This is a genomic window from Auritidibacter sp. NML120636 (assembly GCF_003185945.1).
Taxonomy (GTDB): domain Bacteria; phylum Actinomycetota; class Actinomycetes; order Actinomycetales; family Micrococcaceae; genus Auritidibacter; species Auritidibacter ignavus.
Window position 1 is genome coordinate 53349 of sequence record NZ_QHLO01000010.1, and the last position, 20075, is coordinate 73423.

The 20075-nt window shown below is 58.7% G+C and carries 24 protein-coding genes, 1 tRNA gene and 1 riboswitch; of the genes, 14 read left to right on the forward strand and 11 right to left on the reverse strand.

The window, feature by feature from the left end; genetic code table 11:
- Positions 1 to 8: 8 nt before the first annotated feature.
- The 3 genes from DCC25_RS09090 to DCC25_RS09100 are packed head-to-tail and all read left to right on the forward strand — an operon-like array spanning position 9 to position 1348.
- On the forward strand, positions 9 to 233 hold the full coding sequence (locus DCC25_RS09090) for a hypothetical protein (RefSeq protein ID WP_146206446.1): 225 nt from the start codon (positions 9 to 11) through the stop codon (positions 231 to 233).
- Between the two features lie 45 nt (positions 234 to 278).
- Entirely contained in the window at positions 279 to 590 is a 312-nt protein-coding gene (locus DCC25_RS09095) for an antibiotic biosynthesis monooxygenase (protein ID WP_233242891.1), read from the forward strand.
- 44 nt (positions 591 to 634) lie between these two features.
- Positions 635 to 1348, forward strand: coding sequence for a DUF2625 family protein (locus DCC25_RS09100; RefSeq protein ID WP_110101434.1), 714 nt, complete (start codon positions 635 to 637; stop codon positions 1346 to 1348).
- Here the strand turns inward: DCC25_RS09100 and DCC25_RS09105 are convergent.
- Entirely contained in the window at positions 1345 to 2052 is a 708-nt protein-coding gene (locus DCC25_RS09105; RefSeq protein WP_110098131.1) for an ABC transporter ATP-binding protein, read from the reverse strand. The genes DCC25_RS09100 and DCC25_RS09105 overlap by 4 nt on opposite strands.
- Positions 2049 to 3692 (reverse strand): iron ABC transporter permease, encoded by a 1644-nt coding sequence (locus tag DCC25_RS09110; RefSeq protein WP_110101435.1) that lies wholly within the window; start codon positions 3690 to 3692, stop codon positions 2049 to 2051. The genes DCC25_RS09105 and DCC25_RS09110 overlap by 4 nt, the downstream gene beginning before the upstream one ends.
- Positions 3693 to 3765: 73 nt before the next feature.
- Between DCC25_RS09110 and DCC25_RS09115 the strand changes: the two genes are divergently transcribed.
- Entirely contained in the window at positions 3766 to 4746 is a 981-nt protein-coding gene (locus tag DCC25_RS09115; RefSeq protein WP_110101436.1) for a hypothetical protein, read from the forward strand.
- 45 nt (positions 4747 to 4791) lie between these two features.
- Here DCC25_RS09115 and DCC25_RS09120 read toward each other — a convergent pair whose 3' ends face one another.
- Positions 4792 to 5883 carry a thiamine ABC transporter substrate binding subunit gene (locus DCC25_RS09120; RefSeq protein ID WP_110101437.1) on the reverse strand — a complete coding sequence of 364 codons (1092 nt, stop codon included), beginning with the start codon at positions 5881 to 5883 and terminating at the stop codon, positions 4792 to 4794.
- 80 nt (positions 5884 to 5963) lie between these two features.
- A riboswitch (TPP riboswitch) is annotated at positions 5964 to 6073 on the reverse strand.
- Positions 6074 to 6350: 277 nt separating this feature from the next.
- Here DCC25_RS09120 and ectA point away from each other — a divergent pair.
- The 3 genes from ectA (at position 6351) to DCC25_RS09135 (ending at position 8759) form a co-directional block, all read left to right on the forward strand.
- Positions 6351 to 6869: a diaminobutyrate acetyltransferase gene (gene ectA / locus DCC25_RS09125; protein WP_110098127.1), complete on the forward strand. Its 519-nt coding sequence runs from the start codon at positions 6351 to 6353 to the stop codon at positions 6867 to 6869.
- A gap of 74 nt (positions 6870 to 6943) precedes the next feature.
- The gene (gene ectB / locus DCC25_RS09130; protein WP_110101438.1) at positions 6944 to 8251 is read left to right on the forward strand and encodes a diaminobutyrate--2-oxoglutarate transaminase; all 1308 of its coding nucleotides are present in this window, start codon (positions 6944 to 6946) and stop codon (positions 8249 to 8251) included.
- An 82-nt stretch (positions 8252 to 8333) separates the two neighbouring features.
- Positions 8334 to 8759 carry an ectoine synthase gene (locus DCC25_RS09135; RefSeq protein ID WP_110098125.1) on the forward strand — a complete coding sequence of 142 codons (426 nt, stop codon included), beginning with the start codon at positions 8334 to 8336 and terminating at the stop codon, positions 8757 to 8759.
- A gap of 88 nt (positions 8760 to 8847) precedes the next feature.
- Here the strand turns inward: DCC25_RS09135 and DCC25_RS09140 are convergent, their stop codons facing one another.
- The 3 genes from DCC25_RS09140 to DCC25_RS09150 form a co-directional block, all read right to left on the reverse strand.
- Positions 8848 to 10899, reverse strand: a complete 2052-nt coding sequence (locus tag DCC25_RS09140; RefSeq protein WP_110101439.1) for a TRAP transporter permease — start codon at positions 10897 to 10899, stop codon at positions 8848 to 8850.
- Positions 10896 to 11270 carry a DUF1850 domain-containing protein gene (locus tag DCC25_RS09145; protein ID WP_158524771.1) on the reverse strand — a complete coding sequence of 125 codons (375 nt, stop codon included), beginning with the start codon at positions 11268 to 11270 and terminating at the stop codon, positions 10896 to 10898. The genes DCC25_RS09140 and DCC25_RS09145 overlap by 4 nt, the downstream gene beginning before the upstream one ends.
- Before the next feature lie 152 nt (positions 11271 to 11422).
- A complete protein-coding gene (locus DCC25_RS09150) occupies positions 11423 to 12478 on the reverse strand; it encodes a TAXI family TRAP transporter solute-binding subunit (RefSeq protein ID WP_199445911.1) in 1056 nt (351 codons plus the stop codon).
- Positions 12479 to 12653: 175 nt separating this feature from the next.
- Here DCC25_RS09150 and DCC25_RS09155 point away from each other — a divergent pair.
- The 5 genes from DCC25_RS09155 (at position 12654) to DCC25_RS09175 (ending at position 14996) form a co-directional block, all read left to right on the forward strand.
- Positions 12654 to 12726, forward strand: a tRNA-Ala gene (locus tag DCC25_RS09155).
- Between the two features lie 462 nt (positions 12727 to 13188).
- On the forward strand, positions 13189 to 13569 hold the full coding sequence (locus tag DCC25_RS11805) for a DUF6226 family protein (RefSeq protein ID WP_146206447.1): 381 nt from the start codon (positions 13189 to 13191) through the stop codon (positions 13567 to 13569).
- Positions 13560 to 14042, forward strand: coding sequence for a DUF6226 family protein (locus tag DCC25_RS11810; protein WP_110101442.1), 483 nt, complete (start codon positions 13560 to 13562; stop codon positions 14040 to 14042). The genes DCC25_RS11805 and DCC25_RS11810 overlap by 10 nt, the downstream gene beginning before the upstream one ends.
- Positions 14035 to 14748 carry a putative RNA methyltransferase gene (locus DCC25_RS09170; protein ID WP_110098121.1) on the forward strand — a complete coding sequence of 238 codons (714 nt, stop codon included), beginning with the start codon at positions 14035 to 14037 and terminating at the stop codon, positions 14746 to 14748. The genes DCC25_RS11810 and DCC25_RS09170 overlap by 8 nt, the downstream gene beginning before the upstream one ends.
- 62 nt (positions 14749 to 14810) lie before the next feature.
- A complete protein-coding gene (locus tag DCC25_RS09175) occupies positions 14811 to 14996 on the forward strand; it encodes a hypothetical protein (protein ID WP_110101443.1) in 186 nt (61 codons plus the stop codon).
- Here DCC25_RS09175 and DCC25_RS09180 read toward each other — a convergent pair.
- From DCC25_RS09180 to DCC25_RS09190, 3 genes are all read right to left on the reverse strand, one after another.
- Positions 14968 to 15339, reverse strand: a complete 372-nt coding sequence (locus DCC25_RS09180; RefSeq protein WP_146206448.1) for a hypothetical protein — start codon at positions 15337 to 15339, stop codon at positions 14968 to 14970. The genes DCC25_RS09175 and DCC25_RS09180 overlap by 29 nt on opposite strands.
- Before the next feature lie 195 nt (positions 15340 to 15534).
- Positions 15535 to 15894 (reverse strand): GntR family transcriptional regulator, encoded by a 360-nt coding sequence (locus tag DCC25_RS09185; protein WP_110098119.1) that lies wholly within the window; start codon positions 15892 to 15894, stop codon positions 15535 to 15537.
- Positions 15895 to 15902: 8 nt separating this feature from the next.
- Complete coding sequence (locus tag DCC25_RS09190; RefSeq protein ID WP_110101445.1) at positions 15903 to 16925, reverse strand: hypothetical protein; 1023 nt, start codon at positions 16923 to 16925, stop codon at positions 15903 to 15905.
- 328 nt (positions 16926 to 17253) lie between these two features.
- Between DCC25_RS09190 and DCC25_RS09195 the strand changes: the two genes are divergently transcribed.
- Positions 17254 to 17829, forward strand: a complete 576-nt coding sequence (locus DCC25_RS09195; protein ID WP_110101446.1) for a hypothetical protein — start codon at positions 17254 to 17256, stop codon at positions 17827 to 17829.
- 60 nt (positions 17830 to 17889) lie between these two features.
- A complete protein-coding gene (locus DCC25_RS09200) occupies positions 17890 to 19134 on the forward strand; it encodes an IS256 family transposase (RefSeq protein ID WP_110101447.1) in 1245 nt (414 codons plus the stop codon).
- Positions 19135 to 19632: 498 nt separating this feature from the next.
- Here the strand turns inward: DCC25_RS09200 and DCC25_RS09205 are convergent, their stop codons facing one another.
- Positions 19633 to 19830, reverse strand: coding sequence for a hypothetical protein (locus DCC25_RS09205; RefSeq protein ID WP_110098115.1), 198 nt, complete (start codon positions 19828 to 19830; stop codon positions 19633 to 19635).
- A gap of 45 nt (positions 19831 to 19875) precedes the next feature.
- Positions 19876 to 20075: transposase (locus tag DCC25_RS09210; protein WP_136090121.1), on the reverse strand; the 200-nt coding region annotated here is incomplete at its 5' end.

Genomic DNA, 20075 nt, shown 5'->3' on the forward strand with positions numbered 1-20075 from the left:
CCACTGAGGTGCCGGCACACACGGTGGGGAACCTGACCACCGTGGCGGTGATGTGGCGACTCACGCTCCGCGTTGGTCCGCAAGTACTGATCGGCTTGGTCCCGGCGATCGTGCAACGTGGACCGCCCGCAACCGACAGCTACCGGCCCGGACCACCTCATCCCCAGGGTTCGGCTTCGATAGAGCGAACGTACAAAGACGCCGTGAAAGACCTCGAAAAGGTCTACACTTGAACCGGTAGAATACTCGGGGCAGACTTCGTCCCGGTATGAGGAGGAATGACCGACATGACTTTCGTCAATATCACTGCGCTGACGGTTCCTGATGGTGCCCATAATGAGGTTGAGCGTCGCTTCGCGAACCGCAAGCGGGCCGTTGATACCTTCGAGGGATTTCAAGGCTTCGAAGTACTCCGCCCGGTGGTGGGTGAAACCCGGTACTTCGTCGTCACCCGGTGGGATTCGCAGAACAGCTACAAAAAGTGGGCCGAATCCCGCGACGAACACGCCCATGACGAGGATGAAGAACGCGGATTCTCCGTCGATATCCTGGGCTTCGATGTGGTCGAGGACGAAGAAAACCTCAACTAGTCGGCTTCCGTCACCCTCTGTTCGACACCACACAGGATGAGACCATGATCTTTTTTCGGCGTCAAAAGAAATCCCGTGGGCCCCAGCGCCATAAGCGCTCGCTAACCATCCCCGAATTCAGTGACACCTGGCCGGCTATTGACGAATTGCTCAGTGAACAGAGCGAACGCGTCCACCGGGTCGAAGCTGATCCCGCCCGGGCACGTCAGGTGCTCAACGAGCTGGGTGTCTCCGAGGTTTCACACATGGGAGCACTGCTGACCCACACCGCCGGCTTGTTGATCGATGGCGGGTGGTTGCGCATCCTCGGGTCGGGAAACGATGAGCTCCCCGATCTGACCGTCTGGACTCCGCGACACAATGGCCGACCACTGTATATGACCATCGCGGTGGACGTCATCGGCGGTATTTATGCCATCGATGGTGGCGGACTGGGCATTAGCACCGGCTATATTTGCTATTTCGACCCGGTGCGGTTGAACTGGGGCCCGTTAGCCCCGGATTACGCCGGATTCTTGAACTGGGTCTTCAGCTCCGGTTACGAGGAACTGTATGAAGATCTGCGCTGGGAAGATCACCTCCAGCAGGTCCGGACTTTGGATATGACCGAAGGTATCCGCTTCGACCCGCCACTGCACCAGAGCGAGGGCGTTGACATCAACACGCTACACCGCGAAACCGTCGAGCTCGAAGACCTCTGGGCCACCGAATTTGTGGCAGCCCGCTCCCAGCTACCGGCACCGCACCGCGAACACTAAGCGCCTAACACTTCGGTGACCGTGCCCACGCGTTGCAGACGTCCCTGGTCGATCAACGCCACCTGATCGGCGACCATCCGGGCTTCTGCATGGTCGTGGGTGACATAGACTCCGGCAATCTCGGCCTCGGTGAGGATCTGCCGAATATCGTCGGCCAATCGTGAGCGTAGCTCGGTATCTAACGCCGAGAGTGGCTCGTCAAGCAACATCACCGCCGGTTCTACCGCCAAGGAACGAGCCAAGGCCACGCGCTGGGCCTGACCACCCGAGAGTGTGGCGACGTTGCGACGACCAAAACCGGGCAGGTTCACCAGCTGCAGCAGACGCTCCACCCGGGCCCGGCGTTGCGACCGGGGGAGATGTTCCACTTCGAGGCCATAGGAAATATTGCCGGCCACAGAGCGGTGCGGGAATAGTTGGGCGGACTGGAATACCATGCCGATGCCGCGCCGGTGTGCCGGAACATGTTGGCCTGGCCCGGCCAAGATGCGGTCGCCAAAACGCAGGGTGCCGGAGCTGATCCGCTCCAGTCCGGCAATGCCACGTAACAGCGAAGACTTTCCCGACCCCGAGGGTCCTAACAGGACCAGGATGGTGCCGGCGTGAACCTGGAAGCTGGCCTCGGTGATGGCTTGGTACCCGTTGGGATAGTGCACCGAGATCTGCTCGGCGATGAGTTGCTGTGGTGTGGTGGAAGCTGTCACGATGTCCTTTCCTTCACGCCCGCCGGGCGAAGCCGTTCGCAGATCAACAATATGCCAGCACTCAGCACGGCTAACACCACCGAGCCAGCCATGGCCATCCCAAAATTATCGGAACCAGGACGCGACAGCAGCTGGACAATGACCACCGGCAACGTCTGATAGCTCGGGGACGCTAAAAAGCTGGTGGCCCCAAATTCTCCCAGCGAGACCGCAAAACCAAAGCCGGCAGCCAATCCGAGGCTACGGACCACGTAGGGGCCATCAATGGTGGCGATCACCCGGACCGGGGAAGCCCCTAACATCGTGGCAGCCTCACGTTGGGCCGGGTCGACCGCGGCCAACACCGGCACCAGAGTGCGTACCACCAGGGGCAAAGCCACCACCGCCTGAGCCAACGGGACGAGCAATCCTGACTGCGCTAGGTGTGGGAAGGCTGGTTGCAAGGAGATCAAGAATCCGAAACCGATGGTCACCGCCGAAACACCCAACGGGAGCATGAAGGCGCCATCGATGAGCCGTTGCAGGGACCGCACCGCCGGGGAATGGGTGGGACGGGTGAGCAACAACGCGAGCGGAATTGCCAACAGGACGGTGACTATTGTGGCATCCAGTGCGATACGTAGCGAATGGTCCAGTGCCTCCACCACCGTGGCGCCACCGGCAAAACCGGTTCCCGAATGCGTAGCCAACAGTTGGTAATGGCGCGTGCTGAATTCGCCATCAACCGTCAACGACCGGGCCACCAAGGTCAGCAAGGGAGTCAGTATCAGTCCGAGGACCACCGCGAGCGTGATCGTCAACGGGAACCAGTCGGTGCGGGTCAGCCTCACCCGGTGCGCTTGGTGCAACCGAGCCGCCTGCGAGGAACCGGTGCGCTGGGTAATGATCACCGATATCACGACAATCACGCACTGAATCATCGACAACACCGCGGCGGTGCGCAGATCGAGGAACGTCTTGGTCTGGCGAAAAACCTCGGTCTCTAACGTCCCGACTCCCGGGGCGCCCAGCGACCGCACTAGCCCGTAGGCGGTCGAACAAAACAGAAACACCAACCCGGCGCTTCCAGCAATGGCTGGACGTAGCGCTGGCAAGGTCACGGTGAAAAACGCCCGAGCCGGGGAAGCCCCGAGCATTCTGGCCGCTTCAGTGGAACGTGGATCCAAGACCTGCCACAACGACCCCACCTGACGGATCACCACCGAATAGTTGAAGAACATCATGGCGATGATCACTGCCGTCGTGGTCTGATCCAGAAACGCTAGGCTGGTGCCTGGCCCAAAGACCGCACGGAAGGCTACCCCCACCACCACGGTGGGCAACACAAACGGGACGGTGGCCACCGAACGGAGCATCTCTCGACCCGGAAACTGTGTGCGGTAGAGGATATAGGCGCCCGGGATCCCAAGCACCAGGGAGCCCAGAGTTCCGGCGGTGGCCATGAACAAGGTGTGACCAATAATCCGCCAGGTGCGTGCGGTGCCGAAGACTTCCCCAAAACCCGACAGGTCCAGCGAGCCCTGATCATCAACCAGGCCTCGGGCCAGCATCCCCAGCACCGGCCAGGCGAAAAAGACCGCAAGGAAGGCCAACGGTAGCAGGGCGACGAGCACCCACACGATCCAACGAAAACGCGACATCACACCGTTCTTTTCAGGTCAATTGGATTTATGACGGGTCATTAAGCCGGGGGTCCTGTAGAGTAGGCCCGTGATGAAAACTCCCTGCGACTTCCGTGGTTCTCGTTTGTTCGCCGTTCTGTTAGCTACCGGTTTAGCGCTGAGCGGTTGTAGCTCCTCAGATGGGGCAGATCAGGCCAGCGACGCGGGAAATAACACGACGTCTAGCCCCTCGGCAGAGCCCACGACTGCCTCGCCCTCGCCGACCCCGGAACCAGAAGAACTGCCCGGTGGCGGTGATACGCTGTTCCCCGACCGCCGGTTCGTCGCACTTTATGGTACCCCGTCCACAGAGGCACTGGGTGCCCTGGGAGAACAGGACCTGGAGGGGTCGATAACTCGTGTCGAAGAGCTGGCCGATGAGTACTCGGAAAACAGTGAGGATCCGATCCAACCGGCCTTTGAAATCATCACCTCCGTCGCGACCGCTCACCCCGGCGAGGACGGCAACTACTCCAACGCCCTGCCGGTCGAGGACCTGCAAGAGTGGGTCGATCGGGCCAAAGAAGAAGACATTTACGTGATCTTGGACCTGCAACCGGGTCATAACGATTTCCTCTCGCAGGCGAAACTCTATGAGGACCTGCTGAAAGAACCCCACGTGGGTTTGGCGCTGGACTCCGAATGGCGCTTGCAACCCGGTCAGGTGCACGGCCGTCAGATCGGCACCGTCGATGCCGCTGAAATCAACGAGGTCATCGACTGGTTGGCCGAGCTCACCGCAGAAAACGATCTGCCCGAGAAAATGCTGGTCCTGCACCAATTCCGCACCTCGATGATCACCAACCGCGACCAAGTGGATACCTCCCATGACGAGCTGGCCGTGGTGTTGCACGCCGATGGCCACGGAACCCAAGAGGTCAAACAGGAGACCTGGAGCGTGCTCACCGAGGACTTGCCCGAGGATATGTGGCCGGCATGGAAGAACTTCTACCGTCAAGACCAGCCCATGCTGACGCCGGCACAAACCTACGACCAGGTGAATCCCACCCCCTGGTTGGTCACCTACCAGTAAGGCAAGCAACCAACCAGACAACAAGGCGGGACGCCATAGGGGCGACTACTGGGCCTCATAGGTTTCGGTCCAGGAGTTCAGCCAGTCTTCACGCTGGTCCGCGACCTCTTGCAGATCCGGCTCAATGGGGTCCTCGGTCAGTGAGGCGTATTCGCTCCACTCGTCTGGCAGCTCGATGCTGTCATCGACCGGATACATAAACATCTGCTCAGGAATATCCGCCTGGAATTCTTCGGAGAGCATGAAGTCGATGAAAGCCTGAGCGCCCTCGGGGTTCTCGGCGTCCTCCAGCACGCCAGCATATTCGATTTGCTGGATGCAGGTGCCGTCAATGCTGGTGGTCCGACCTTCTTCAGCGGCCGGTGACGAGGAGTAAGACACCACCAACGGGTAGGGTCCTTCACCTTCAGAACCGGAGAAGTCGGCGTAATAAGCATCAGACCAGCCACCGGCGACTTTCACCCCGTTATCGAACAGGTCTTCCCAGTACTGTTCGGCATCGTCGCCGAATTCCGTCCGGGTGGCAACCAAGAACGCCAGGCCCGGGGAGGAATCATTCGGGTCACTGGTGACCAACAGGTCCTTGTAGTTCTCATCAGTGAGATCGTCCAAGGTCTCCGGAACTTCCAGGTCGTTGTCGTCAAACCACTCGGTATCAGCGTTGATGCAAACCTGACCGTGGTCGATCGGCACCAGCGCGTCCGAGCCATCAACGGCGAGGTTTTGGGCAGATTCTGGAAGTTGACCGGAATAATCCTGCAGGAAGTTTTCGTCCAACAGCGTCTGAGCCGAATAATTCTCCACCCCGAAGAAGCCGTCCACGGTGGGGGAGTCCTGTTGCAGGATGAGCTGGTTGACGACAGCCCCGGCGTCACCGGGGGCTGTGGTGGTGACGGTGTAACCGGATTCCTCTTCAAACTGCGCGAGCAATTCCTCGGAGACACTGAAGGAATCGTGAGTCATCATGGTAACTGTCTGGTTCTCGTCACCGTTGTCTCCACCATTATTATCTGCCTGATCTGCGGCCGAACATCCTGACAGTACCAGCGCTACCACCGCCGAGAGCCCGAACACCGTGCTGATCTTTCGACGGTGAGACCGGGCGGGCCCAGGTGAGTGATGGGTGAGGTGCGTCATCAGTGCATATCCTCCTTCAAGGGATAGGAGGGCGAGCACCCTGGGCGAGGTGAGAATCACCCGCGATTAGCCCACGGTGCAAGGAGAGATACTCGACTCCCTTCGCCGGCATGGCCCGGAATCAGGTTCGAGGGTCTGCGAAATGCGTTCGCACTCTCAGCACCACGGTGGTGCTCCCCTGTCGATGAGAAAAACCCTACCGAAGACCTGTTCACCAACCCAACTCATGAACGCCGTGAGATGAGCTCGAGTGTAGAATCGGGAGGCTACCCCACTTAAAATGTGACATCCAACACGTCTTGTATAACAATTTGGTAACAGCTTTTGGCTCGGCTTCTCGAGCCCTGGCGCTCTCCGGGTCCCTAATGATTATCAACGGTTTAGGCGTTTTTTCCGGCCTAAAATTGGCCCACATCGGCGTGAGGGCCGGGTTGAAAGCATTTTTCAGTCGTCTATTGTGAAAAAAGATGGATGACACAAAGACCCTTCCAGACCACCCGACCGACAAACCCCGCGCTATCACGGTTCGACCGTTCGCTCCCGGAGACGGAGCAAAAATTTATCGGATCGCTCGTGACACGGGCGTCTTGGACTTGAACTCCTCGTATAGCTATCTGCTGTGGGTTCGAGATTTCTCCCAAACCTCCGTTGTTGCCGAACTCGATGGTGAAGTCGTCGGGTTCATTACCGGCTACATCCGCCCTGATGCCCCAGACACGTTGATGGTCTGGCAAGTTGGCGTCGACGAAGCCGCTCGGGGACTGCGCGTGGCCTCTCAGATGTTGGACGCGCTCAACGAATCGGTGCAACCGAAAGTGTTGGAGACGACCATTACCTCCACGAATAAAGCCTCCAACGCCCTGTTTGCTTCCTTTGCCAAGCGCAACAACGCTGGTGAAGAGATTACCCCCTTATTCACCCCTGAGATGTACCCCGACGATCAGCCCACCGAATACCTTCACCACATCGCACCGCTGAACAGCTAGAGCAGGATCGCACTGATCCCGCTCGCTGGCGGAGAGATGGGTCGAGACAAGTTTTCCACGGAAAGGAATTCCCCATGGATACCGAGATTTTTGAGACAACAGAGTCCGAGGTTCGTAGCTATTCCCGCTCCTGGCCGACCGTGTTCGTCAAAGCATCTGGCTCCCACCAGATCGCCGAAGACGGCACCGACTACCTGGACTTCTTCGCCGGGGCTGGTGCTCTGAACTACGGACACAACCACCCCAAGCTGATCGACGCCATCCGCGAGTACCTGGACAACGGTGGCCCGTTGCACTCGCTGGATATGATGACCCCGGCACGTCGCGACTTCTTGGAAACCTTCAAGAAAGTCATCCTCGAGCCCCGCGGTCTGGACTACAAGGTCATGTTCCCTGGCCCGACCGGTACCAACACTGTTGAGGCCGCACTGAAGTTGGCCCGTAAGGTCACCGGACGCCAGCACATTCTGTCGTTCACCAACGCCTTCCACGGCATGACCCTGGGTTCGCTGTCGGTGACCGGTAACTCGATGAAGCGTAAGGGTGCGGGTATTCCGCTGACCAACAGCTCGAAGATTCCCTACGACGACTACTTCAACGGCGAGACCGAAGACTTCATCTGGCTGGAGCGCGTCCTGGAAGACTCCGGATCCGGTGTCGATAAGCCAGCCGCCATTATCGTCGAAACCGTTCAGGGTGAAGGTGGTTTGCGTGCCGCACGCGCCGAATGGTTGCGTCAGCTGGCCAAGCTGTGCAAGAGCCACGAGATCTTGCTGATTGTTGACGATGTGCAGGCCGGTTGCGGTCGTACCGGTAGCTTCTTCTCCTTCGAAGAAGCCGGTATTACCCCGGACATTGTCTGCGTGTCTAAGTCCATTTCCGGTTCCGGTCAGCCGCTGGCGCTGACCCTGTTCAAGTCTGAACTGGATGTGTGGGGTCCGGGTGAGCACAACGGTACGTTCCGTGGCAACGCCCTGGCGCTGGTGACCGGTGCTGCCACCTTGCGTGAGTTCTGGGCCGATGACACTTTCGAGAAGGGTCACCTGGCTCAGGCTATCGAGCTGGTTCAGGACAAGCTGATCAAGATTACCGCTGCTGTTTCCGGATCTGCAGTGCGTGGCCGTGGTCTGCTGACCGGTATCTACTTCGAAGATCAAGACCTGGCAGGCAAAGTGGCTGCTGAAGCCTTCAAGCGTGGCATGTTGCTGGAAACCTCGGGTCCGGAAGACGAAGTTCTCAAGATCATGCCACCGCTGACCACCGAGCTCGACGAGCTGGAGCGCGGTATGAATCTGATCGCCGAAATCCTCGGCGAGCTGACCGGGGCCGATGTCAGCAGTATTACCGGCGGACAGAACGAAGACAACCTGGCTAACGCCTAAATCGACGGCATAAACCACGACGTCAGTAACAACCGGCTGGCCGCGGCATCAACTCGGCGCCAGCCAGTGAAAGGAACTTGATATGTACGTTATTAACCGTGATGACACCAATGACACCGAGCGCGACGTAACCTCGGAGAACTGGCGCTCACGTCGCATGGTGCTCGCCCGCGAAGGTGTTGGTTTCTCCATGCACGATACCGTGATTTACGCCGGCACGACCTCGACCTTCCATTACCAGAATCATATCGAGGCCGTCTACTGCGTGCAGGGTAACGGTACCCTGACCAACGAAGAGACCGGTGAAGTCCACGAACTCAAGGACGGCACCCTGTACCTGCTGGATGGTCACGAGAAGCACACCGTGCGCGCTGAAACCGAATTGCGCATGGCCTGTGTGTTCAACCCGCCGGTCACCGGCCGTGAAACCCATGACGAGAACGGCGTCTACCCGGCAGTCTTCGAAGAGGGCTCTGACCGCAAGGTGCCGAAGCAGCCTAGCGCCTAAGCTCCACACCTGACGACCAACGGCGACCGGCCCCATTTCGGGGCTGGTCGCCGTTTTTGGTGGGTGATGTTAGAGAACTTTCCTGGTACTAGATGGCCTTGAGCCCGAAGTTGCCTTGCTTTTTAGCCAGGATGGATTGGACGACCAGAACGAGGATCCCGATTCCCAGGCCGCTGAGGGATAGCAGCATATTAGAATTCAGCAACAGGATGGCCGCGCCTGCGATCACGATGCACAAAAACCAGTGCATATTGACCATAAAGTGCCGTTCCAATGCCACGCAAAGCATCAGGATGCCAATGACAGCCGTCGTGACGACAAGAATGCCTTGGCCAATCGAGACGTCTCGTAACAACAATTCCGGACTGTAGACAAAGATATACGGAATAATAAACCCTGCTGCGGCCAGCTTGAGCGCCGCGAAACCAGTTTGCATGGGAGAAGCCCCAGAGATACCGGCTGCGGCAAAGGCAGCGAGCGCGACAGGCGGAGTGATGTTGGCGAACAACCCGAAGTAGAACACGAACAGGTGTGCCACGATCGGTTCCACACCGAGTTCGGTCAATGCAGGAGCCGCCATGGTTGCTGTGATGAGGTAAGCGGGAATCGAAGGGAGGCCCATACCCAGCACCAGGCAGGCAAGCATGGTGAAGACCAAAGTCCAGAACAAAATACCGCCTGAGACCGACACAATGGCCGAGGCTAGCACCACACCGAAGCCGGAGATAGTCACCACGCCAACGATGATCCCCACGCTTGCACAAGCTACAGCCACGCCCAAGGTTTGTCGGACGCCATTTTCCAGGGCGTCGATAATGTCTTTGAAAGACAATCTTGAGGTCTTTCGCAACATAGCGACCACAATGGTGACAATGATCGTGAGAAGAGCGGAATAAAGGATGGTGCGCCCTGAGAAGAAAAGCATGTAGATCAGGAAGAACAATGGGATTAACAGGTGACCACGTTCTTTCAGGACATCGAGAACTGCCGGCAAATTATCTCTTGAGATACCTTTCAACCCTTCTCGAGTCGCTCGCAGATGGATCTGGACGATCAGCGAAAGGTAATAGAGCAGCGCTGGAACGATAGCCGCTACTGCCACTGTGGAGTAGGGGACGCCAAGCGTTTCCGCCATAATGAAGGCCGCAGCGCCCATGACCGGGGGCAAAATTTGCCCGCCCACCGATGCCGTCGATTCCACCGCGCCGGCAAAAGTCTTGGTGTAGCCGACTTTCTTCATCATTGGAATGGTGAATGCCCCTGTTGAGACAACATTTGCAATAGCTGACCCGTTGATGGATCCCATGAAACCAGATCCCAGGGTGGCAACTTTGGCAGGGCCTCCACGACTCTGACCAGCTATAGCAAGAGCCAAATCGTTGAATAAGGCTGACATTCCGGACTTTGCCAGAAACGCACCGAAGAGGATAAAGAGAATGATGTACGTGGCAGACACGCCGGTCGCTGTTCCAAAAATACCTTCGGTAGTGGAGAGGAACTGATAAGCCAGAGTGTCCCATTCATAACCGCGGTGGCGCAACACGCCCGGTAATTCACGGCCGAAAATGCCGAAGAGGATGAAAAGTATCGCCAGAATTGGAAGGGCCCAACCTGTGACCCGTCGAGCGGCTTCCAATACGAGAACGACCAAAATGGTGCCGACAATGACGTCTGTAGTTGTAAACCTCCCAGCTTGAAGGACCACTTGCTCATAGTTTGTTGCGATGTAGACCGATGGAACTAGCGAAGACAACGCTAAGACGCCGTCAACGAGTTGAAAGGTCAGTCCTTGAGCTCGTCTGAACGGAGGGTAGATCAAGAAGATCAGGAACAGAACGATGCTGACGTGGATGGAACGGTGAACCAGCGTAGGTGGTGATCCGAAGTAGGCGGTCCACATGTGGTATATCGCAAATGCGCATGCCACCGCGGTGATCAAAATTGCCAGAGGACGCCACCGAATACTGCGCGTCCGAGACTCAGCGTCATACTGGGCCGCAATTTCGGCTGCTTCTTGTTCCTGAGCGCGACGTTCTTCGTCGGTGTGAGGAAGATATTCAGCGTCCGTGATGGTGGCGGTAGCGAGTGAATCTGAAGATTGGTTTGTTGGTTGCTTTTGGGGCCGTTGGGGAGGTGTCATATCAGAACAATCTCGAGTCTTTGGTGATCAGGTAGTTGCGTTGCGTCTATACGTTGCGGATCATGATCGATGAGAACCCGGTACTGGGCGCGGTGAGAGTGAATCCAGCGAATCGCGTCGAAGGGGCGGTCAATATTATCGATAACCACTTGGTTGCCTTCGTAACGCAGATCTCCTTGTTCTCCGGCGGGCATGCCGGCTCCGTAGGAAGAGAAACGAGTTTGGGTCAGCACCAAGCCAGTAGGAGTCACCGTAAAGATGTCGGTCCACGGTGTGAGTTCAATTGAGTGAACCCAAGACAGGCTGATGGTGGTGCCGTCTTTGGCCGGGAGCGTGGCATACACATCGTGATGTTGCTGGTGACGGCACACAATTTGTCGATGTCTAGCCGGTATTGAAGCAGTAACGCCAACCCCGCCAGCAGCCGCGAGAACGGTCCCCACTGTCAAAGTGAGGACCGATCTGCGACTCATATCTGGCGGTGTCATGAAAACATGGGGCCTTTAATCACTCAATGAGTTCACTAGTCTTCTTCGCCAGCAACGTGGCCAGAGACATCGACACCATTTTCCTCCAGGTACCGGGCAGCTCCGGGGTGCAATGGTACCGTCAGCCCCTCGGTAGCTTCTTCGAGGCTAATGTCTTCAGCGGCTGCATTGGAATTGTGGATGGCATCAAGGTTGTCGAAGAAAACACGGGTGATGTCGTAGGCGGCATCCTCGCTCAATTCTGAGCTAATCATCAAGTGGTTGACGACGCCGACGGTCTCAACATCTTCTTCCTGTTGGTAAGTTCCGCCCGGAATAGTGGTTTCAATGAAGTAGTCATTCTCCAGGAGTTTCTCTCGCGCGTCCCCGTCAATGGTGAGAACGTTGAAGTCTGTATTGGTGGACAGTTCGGTCAAAGCGGGGTTCGGAACGCCGGCCGTCACAAATGCAGCGTCGATATGTCCGTTTGCCATCTGGTCGGTGGCCTCTGCGTAGTCAAGATAATCGGCATTGATATCGTCGTAGCTCATATCATATGCATCAAGAATCGTCTGAGCGTTGAGCTCTACGCCAGAACCGACGTCACCTACGGCAACATTCTTCCCGGACAAATCTTCAATGCTTTCGATATCGGAGGAAGCGCTGGCTACCACTTGCACAGTATTCGGGTACAGGGCTGCTACAGCCATCAAGCCGTCACGTGGCTCGCCTTCGAAAGGTCCAGTGCCTTCTAAGGCCTGGACATTGGCATCACCCATGGTGATCGCTAGTTCAGCGCCACCGTCGGTGAGGAGGTTAATGTTTTCGGCGGAGGCACCGGTGGCCTGGACCGTGCTGTCTGAACCCAGTTCGTCGCTGAGTAGATCACTGAGTGTGGCGCCGACCTGGTAATAGACTCCAGACGAACCGCCTGTTGCAATTGTGAGGAACTCGGTATCGAGATCTCCTGTTTCGGCAGATCCATTTGATGAGTCGTCTCCACAGGCGGTTAGTGCCAGGGTTGCCACTGCGACTGTTGCGCCAAGCTTGGTGAAACGTGAATTTCTTGTACTGCGGTTGTGCGTTTTGGGGGCGTGAGTCATGATCGACATAGCCTTGCTCCTCGTGATGTGTGACCTTGGTGAGTGTCGTGATTGGCAGTTAAGGCACATAGCATTAAATGTGTCGTAAATCACTACATTGAGAGTAGCAGAAGTCACAGTCTCAGACGTTAAATTTCATGAAGGGTAGAGGGGTGGGAAAACAGGCGTAGACTATACCCGCTATGGGGCTATAGCTCAGCTGGTAGAGCGCGTCGTTCGCATCGACGAGGTCAGGGGTTCGACTCCCCTTAGCTCCACTGAAGAAGAGAAGATCGAAACTGCCCCGCCTGATGGCGGGGCAGTTTTGTGTCTGCAGTGACGTGCGCCGGGACGTCGATGCTGATGGAGTGGACAGCCCTGCGCCGACAGGACGAGCCTCGTACATGTGGCGGTCCTCAGTGAGTCTTAGAGCGTGGCGGGGCACTCCGGGCGTGAACCTCGCTCGTGTGGCGTGGTGTTCCATGCGCGAGAGTGCCGGTGAGGTCAGCTCCAGGCACAACCGGTGGGGCCATTGGCCGGAATGCTGTGGCATCGAGCTTCTCCGCATAGGACGAGAGCTACAACTAGTTGTTCGAAGCTGCGTTTGCCTTCCCCACCTGAAGTCACAATTCGAGTACATCACAATGACTCCGACAAACCGGCGGGGATTCTTGCGGCATGCTGATCAGCAGTACAGTCAAAGCAAGGACCAGCGCAGCAGCGGCAGCATCCCATGGTGGGTGCAATCCCACCACAATCCGCCGACTCCTGATGAGCGCAGGCTGCTTGAACGTGTCGAAGAGCTGTTCGCTGCAGAGTCTGCTGGCCTGAGCGAGTGGGACGACCCGCACTATGATCCCTCGGCACCGGGCGAACGCCGGGACGCGAAGGAGGAGGAGTACAGCCAGTGCCTGGATCCACAGAAGTACAGGATCGTGCTGGCCAGGGCCGACGCCTGGACCATGGTGCTCACCGAACTCGGCTGGGCAGAGGCACAGGACACCAGCGGTGCATTCGACACCCCGGATTCACCCATCGAATGGGCACTGTTCCCGTGGTCCTCCCCGCGTCCGGACATATGGCAGTGCTGCGTCCCCACGCTGAGGGAGCTGTGCCGCTGACGTTCTGGACCGTGGACGCTGCCGAAGACACTGCTGCCAGTGTTTCCATAGGCGCCGGAGACCCCGCTGTCTTTCTCGAGCAGATGCCGGATTGCGGCTGCGATGCCTGCGACTCCGGATCAGAGGACATGTTCCGAGTCATCGATGAAACAGTACTCTCAGTGGTTGGCGGTTCACTCATCGTGGAGCTGAACAAGAAGTGGCTGAGCGTCCAAAGCGGGACGGGCTCCAGCGCTGGCGGCCCAGATTCCCTGTTCCGGCAGACGACATCCTTCCACGCATCCCCGTGGAGCGATTCTTGGGATCCACGTCCTGTGTTCGAGCCCCCTGTGCCCGAACCCATCGGTCCGCCGCGTCGGGGTCCCGGCGTGTCCCGCTTGGCGCGGGACTTCCGCTTTATGCCCCGTCGGTACGCCGCCTACGTGGACGATCAGCCCAGCGGAGCACTGCTGCGGAGGAAAAAGCGTGGCTGAGAGTTCACAGCGGCTGGGCATCCCAGAGCCGATTATGAACGTGCTGCGCTGCCCGCTCTGCGCTCAGTCCCTGGATCAAGGTCCTGCTCGACTGCACTGCCCATCCGGGCACAGCTTCGACCGCGCCAAACAAGGCTATGTCACCCTGCGGCGCGGTGGCCCGACGCCGAAGAATGCTGACACCCCCGCCATGGTCGCCGCCCGGGAGACTCTGCTGGGCAGCGGACTTTACGCGCCGATCCGTGACCGGCTGGCCACCCGCATCACCGCCCGACTGACCGAAGATCAGCCCAGCCCGGATCAGCCCAGCCCGGATCAGCACAGTACGGATCGACACAGCCCGGACCAGCACAACACGGCAGAGCACCATAACGACGCCGCGGCGCCCTTAGTTGCCGACCTCGGCGGCGGGACAGGTTACTACTTAGCCGGGATTCTGGAGTACCACCGACCGGCCTATGGGGTCTGTATTGACCTCTCGGCTGCCGCATTGAAGCGTGCCGCCCGGTGCCATGAGCGCGCAGCGGCTATCGGCAATAACCTGCTGGCAGATCCCCTGCCTTTGGCGAATAATTCTGTCACCGTAGCTACCAGCATCTTTGGACCCCGCAATCTCCCGGAGATCCGGCGCGTGCTGCGGAACAAGGGAGTTTTCGCCGTGGTCACCCCACCAGCGACCACCTGGCAGAACTGGTCGGACCCTTAAGTCTGGTCCAGGTCGATCAGCGCAAAGACGAACGCCTGGCTGCGAGTCTGAGCGACTTCACCATGATCGCTTCTGAGCAGATTTCCTACACCGCATCGGTCAGCCGCGATCAGGCCCGGGCACTGGTGGAGATGGGACCCAGCGCCCACCACATCAGCACCGAGGATCTCGTCTCAGGTCTAGACCGTCTGCCCAAGGATCTCGTCGTGACCGTCTCAGTCAACCTCGGCCTCTACTGCCAGACCTGAGCTGCTGGACCGCTGGGGCGGGTGCGCCGAACATCTCGCGTCCTGTGTTGATCAGTCGGATGACCTCAGCTTCTTTCAGCCCTCCGACACCAGGTACATAGATATAGCGGTGATGCCTATTCCATACTGGGCCCATCGGCGGGGAAATACGTGGACGAAGCTCCGGTGCCAGCAGGTGGTTCACGTGATAGACACCAGAGGGCGTCAGCACCATCACGATCAGGATGTAGAACATCACCCGCAAGGCATTCGACCAAGCTGCCGGCTTTCCTCGCAGTCTCACGCTTCGAGCGGCGCGCAAGGTACTGAGTGCCTGGTCGAAGGTCATGGGCATAAAAGCCACGCTATCGCTTTCTGTCCCGGACGCTAAAGCCAGAGGCATGAGGTCATGTAAGGTCCGCACTCGGCGGAACCACCTGCACCACGGTCTGCACTGCGACCAGCGGGATGCTGCTCCCAGCCGGCCACCGCCGCCTCAACAATCGGTGACCCTCTCCGCCCGGCGGCGTCGTCGGTCACGCGCGGCTTTCACCACAGATCAGTCCGCAGGTCGAAAGCGCTCCCGCACCAGAGCAATAAGGGTCTCTTCACTCAAGCCCAGCTGATTCACCGTGTCCCGGAGCGTATCGATCTGGGTGGTCAGCTCCGCTGTGGACTGCGGTACGTCCGCAACGATCGCTCCGCGACCCCGCCGCATATCCAGCAGGCCCTCTTCGCGCAGATCCTGGTATGCCTTCAGCACGGTATGCAGGTTAACCGTCAGGGAGGAGGCAACCTCCCGGGCAGAGGGCAGACGATCCCCCGGGGCGAGCCTCCCCTGGGCGATATCTGCCCGGATGGAAGTGGCAATCTGCTCATACAGCGGCACTGGTGAGGAGGTGTCAACCCGCAGAAACATCGCGGCGCCTAGTGTGTCGAGGCTGGGGATTCGCGCTGGAGCAGGGATGCCAGGACATCGGCAGCCTCATCCGCGTCATCGACGGTGACCACCAGTGCGGGCTTGTCGCGACGCTCCACACGCAGCGAGTTACCATCCTGAAGAATGATGCCTCGCGCGCCCGGAGCCATGCGCAGGCCCCATCCGCCGAACTCTGAAAACCCGCTTGTCTCACCGGAGCTGACCGAGGTGATCTCGCTCAGGCCCACATGGACCGACGGCCAGCCCAACGGCACCGAACGGAGCCTGAGCCCTTGGGCGTCGATCTGCATACTGAAACGAGTTGCCGTGAGGACTGCGAAAAGAACGACAATAACGGCCACGCCCATCAGCAGAATGATCCACAGCGGCGATTCGGGAGCTATCACCGCCGTAGTGACTACAACCATGCCTGCACTGAGGTACAGCACCCATCGGATAGAACTGGCCATCTGGATCCGGCGAACCCACATCACACTTTCAGTCTCTCCGAGCCCCAGCGAAGCGGCTTTCTCGGTCAACGGCTGCCGCGGCGGGCTTGCGGGAATCAGGAAGACCAGAGCGGCCGAAAGCACGACGGCACCCAATAGGGCGATTGCGGTTATCCCACCCACCGCACCGGCCTCCCGAGCATCGTCCAAGCCACGTTGGATCGCTAGACCTCCGGTCAGCGCGGCTGTGACCAGCAGCGATGTCCCGAGACTGACTCCAGCCATCAAGCGGGCCATGAACGTGGAGGCCCTGCCGGCCCGCACACTGGGAAGTACCAACACGCTGATGAGCACCGGAAGCAACAGGCCAAAGCCCAGGATGGAAGCTGCCATCACCCAGAGTTCGGCAAAGGAGTCCGCTCCCCCGGCACTCCAATGGATCGCCACCGGAGCTGGGAGCTCCGGTCGCCAGAGCGCCAGGAGCAGCAGGCCAACCCCTACTGCCACCGTGGGGAGAACCATGCTGATCACCACAAAGGTGACTGTCTGACGCTTCGCGTCGGCCCGTCCCTGCCTGTTCACCGCAGACCTCCTCTAAGAACTAGTTGTTATATCTCAAATATAACAGTTGATCAGCTCTGTTGTCTTTGACTGTTCTCACTCTCTTCGGGTAACTCAGTGATGGAGCAGGAATCCTCATCGTCTACTTGTCCAGGTCGGGTTCATCGCCTAATCTGGCGGGACCGACCAGCACTGGTGGCTAGGGCTCCGTCGGCGTGACAACGCGTCGAGTCTGGTTCAAGCGCCACGCTACACCGCAGAACAGTTGCGGCGTTGATCTTAAGGGATAGAAACCTTCAGGAGTGGTGTCGGCATCGTTCTGGTGCCCACCTACTTGGAGGCTTGTCCCATGTCTGTTTCATCAACAGGCTCTTCCCCTCATTTCATTCGCTTAGTGTATGCGCTGGCACTCAGCATCGGTGTCAGCTTCGGCGCGATCCTATTCGGCACCTCTGTGCTCATCACTTCTCATGCAGCTGGTGCCGAATTCTCCCTGGCACTTTTGTCTTCCGCGTTCTCCGGTTCCGTACTCACTGGAGCGTGTCTAGCAGTACCGGTAGGCCGACACGCAGACAAGAACGGCATCCGTGGCATCACGGCCTTAGGCGGGGCGCTCGTTGCTTGTGGTTTCCTCGGCTTCTCCCTCAGCACAGCCCCTTGGCAGCTGCTTGCTTCCTGGTGGCTGCTGATTGGACCCGGCAGCACAATGGTGCTCTTCGAACCTGGATTCATCGGTCTTCAACAATGGTTTAACCGCGAAACCCGCAATCGTGCAGCTGGAACCCTCACCTTGATCACCGGTCTCGCCGGACCGATATTCATCCCAACTACAACATTCCTCGTCAACGAGGACGGCTGGAGAGCAGTAGCGTCCTTTAATGTGGTGTACGGCTCCCCGGTGAGAGCGTCATTCATTACAGAGTGACGGTCACCGTGTGATCCTTCGAGTGAACCTACCAAAGCACTCTCGAAAGGACGTTTCACGATGACCGTCACCCCTTCTAGTATCGACCTTCGCGGCCTGTTGGAGGAACAGCTTTTGCAGGCAAGTCCTGACCTGATCCGGGACTTGTTGCAGATGTTCATCAACACCCTGCTCTCAGCCGAGGCTGACGCGGTCTGCGGCGCTGAATATGGGCAGAGCTCTGATGCCCGGCAGAACCGGCGCAACGGCTACCGGCACCGGGGCTTCGACACTCGGGCCGGCACTTTGGATGTGGCGGTACCCAAGCTGCGGCAGGGGACCTACTTCCCCGAGTGGCTGCTGGAACGACACAAACGTGCTGAGCGGGCACTGACCTCGGTGGTGGCCACCTGCTACTTGCTGGGGGTCTCTACCCGCCGGATGGATAAGCTCGTCGGGTCCCTGGGGATCGCGAGCCTGTCGAAGTCCCAGGTCTGGCAGATGGCCTCTGAACTCGATGAGCAGGTCGAGGCCTTCCGCACCCGACCCTTAGACTCTGGGCCCTACACCTTCGTTGCCGCTGACGCGCTGGTGCTCACAGTCCGTGAGGCCGGCCGTGTGGTCCCGGTGCACGCGATGGTGGCTACCGGCATCAACCGCGATGGCCACCGCGAGATCCTCGGCATCCAGGTCAGCACCGCCGAGGACGGGGCCGGCTGGCTGTCCTTCTTCCGCGACCTGACCGCCCGGGGCCTTAGTGGAGTGAAGCTGGTGACCTCTGATGCCCACGCTGGGTTGAAGGCCGCGATCGCTGCGACCTTACCCGGTGCAGCCTGGCAGCGGTGCCGGACACACTATGCGGCCAACCTGATGGCCACTACCCCCAAGGCCTCCTGGCCCTGGGTGAAGACTCTGCTGCACAGCATCTATGACCAGCCCGATGCCCAGGAAGTACACGCCCAGTTCGACCGTGTCGTCGAGGCCCTGGACCATAAACACCCCAAGGTCGCCGACCACCTGGCCGGGGCCCGCGAAGACATCCTGACCTTCACCAGCTTCCCCAAAGAGGCCTGGCGCAAGATCTGGTCAAATAATCCCAACGAGCGGCTGAACAAGGAGATCCGCCGCCGCACCGATGTGGTCGGGATCTTCCCTAACCGCGAGGCCATCATCCGCCTAGTCGGCGCCGTGCTGGCCGAGCAGCACGATGAATGGGCCGAAGGCCGCCGATACATGAACCTCGAGGTCCTCCAACACGCCCAACAGCTCGGCACCGACACCACCGAGGAGGTGCCACCACAGACCATCGAAGCCCTCGCCGCATAACCCAGAATTACACGCTTGAAGGATCACCCCTCATACACCACACCACCGGACTTGACTCAACAGAAGCGTAATGATGATAGCTGTGCCAGGTGGGAACCGTCCGGGTGGGGCATTCATAGCATTCCTTTGCAAGATGTCTAGGTGTCTTAAAGGTAGCAAAACTGCTAAACACGTGTGTTTGTTTCCGGGCTCGAATTGGACGATGAGGCGCTACGTTTGCACCCACCCACGACATCGTATGAAAAGTTGCGTATGCACAACCGAATGCTTGCTGACAATGACGCGTTGATGTACCACCAGGCGCTTTTCGTCCGAGGGCGCCATGCTCAGCCCGCTCTGAAAAGCTCAGGGCTTTCCGGCAATGCCCGTCATGGTGCACGTCCCAACCGCCGAATTCTGCACCCTTAGGCCCTCGCCGGTTGGGTTCTGCGGACGTGTGTGGGACAACGTGCGCAGATCTAACGCAACGGCTAGATATTCGCGTAGCAACTCTATCTGTCATCCGTGCAGGTGAAGTCGCGTCTGGTCGAAGAGGGCGACTGTGGCGCCAGCAAGCTCGAAACGCAGGACGTCAGATACGGAGTTCCGATTGAAGGAGTCGTTACTTTGATAAACCCGCTTAGTAGCACCAGCGCCACCGTAGCTCGTCATGATGACGTTGGCCATCTGCAACTCGGTGTGAGTCGGGTACAACATCCAGTTGTATCCACCTGCTGTTGCGCCCCAAGGTAAAAGGGCTCTTCACAATCGAGGGTGTAGACGGGGCTTGAATCCTCCGCTCTCGAGCAAGGACCTGGCGATGTAGTTGGTTGGGTTCCGGAAGCCCAGGGCGGATCCGCGCAGGTGTTCGAGTCGTCCGTTGATGGCCTCGGTGGGTCCGTTGGAGGTTCCGGGGCGGTCGAAGTAGGCCAGGATGTCTGCCGCCCTTTTCTTCAGCGTCC

Excerpts from the sequence above, each read along its gene's own strand:
- DCC25_RS09095 (WP_233242891.1), top strand. The coding sequence starts at position 279 with ATGACCGACATGACTTTCGTCAATATCACTGCGCTGACGGTTCCTGAT.
- DCC25_RS09100 (WP_110101434.1), top strand. The coding sequence starts at position 635 with ATGATCTTTTTTCGGCGTCAAAAGAAATCCCGTGGGCCCCAGCGCCAT.
- DCC25_RS09110 (WP_110101435.1), bottom strand. The coding sequence starts at position 3,692 with ATGTCGCGTTTTCGTTGGATCGTGTGGGTGCTCGTCGCCCTGCTACCG.
- DCC25_RS09115 (WP_110101436.1), top strand. The coding sequence starts at position 3,766 with ATGAAAACTCCCTGCGACTTCCGTGGTTCTCGTTTGTTCGCCGTTCTG.
- DCC25_RS09120 (WP_110101437.1), bottom strand. The coding sequence starts at position 5,883 with ATGACGCACCTCACCCATCACTCACCTGGGCCCGCCCGGTCTCACCGT.
- ectA (WP_110098127.1), top strand. The coding sequence starts at position 6,351 with ATGGATGACACAAAGACCCTTCCAGACCACCCGACCGACAAACCCCGC.
- ectB (WP_110101438.1), top strand. The coding sequence starts at position 6,944 with ATGGATACCGAGATTTTTGAGACAACAGAGTCCGAGGTTCGTAGCTAT.
- DCC25_RS09135 (WP_110098125.1), top strand. The coding sequence starts at position 8,334 with ATGTACGTTATTAACCGTGATGACACCAATGACACCGAGCGCGACGTA.
- DCC25_RS09140 (WP_110101439.1), bottom strand. The coding sequence starts at position 10,899 with ATGACACCTCCCCAACGGCCCCAAAAGCAACCAACAAACCAATCTTCA.
- DCC25_RS09150 (WP_199445911.1), bottom strand. The coding sequence starts at position 12,478 with ATGTCGATCATGACTCACGCCCCCAAAACGCACAACCGCAGTACAAGA.
- DCC25_RS09175 (WP_110101443.1), top strand. The coding sequence starts at position 14,811 with ATGATCGCTTCTGAGCAGATTTCCTACACCGCATCGGTCAGCCGCGAT.
- DCC25_RS09185 (WP_110098119.1), bottom strand. The coding sequence starts at position 15,894 with ATGTTTCTGCGGGTTGACACCTCCTCACCAGTGCCGCTGTATGAGCAG.
- DCC25_RS09195 (WP_110101446.1), top strand. The coding sequence starts at position 17,254 with ATGTCTGTTTCATCAACAGGCTCTTCCCCTCATTTCATTCGCTTAGTG.
- DCC25_RS09200 (WP_110101447.1), top strand. The coding sequence starts at position 17,890 with ATGACCGTCACCCCTTCTAGTATCGACCTTCGCGGCCTGTTGGAGGAA.
- DCC25_RS09205 (WP_110098115.1), bottom strand. The coding sequence starts at position 19,830 with ATGTTGTACCCGACTCACACCGAGTTGCAGATGGCCAACGTCATCATG.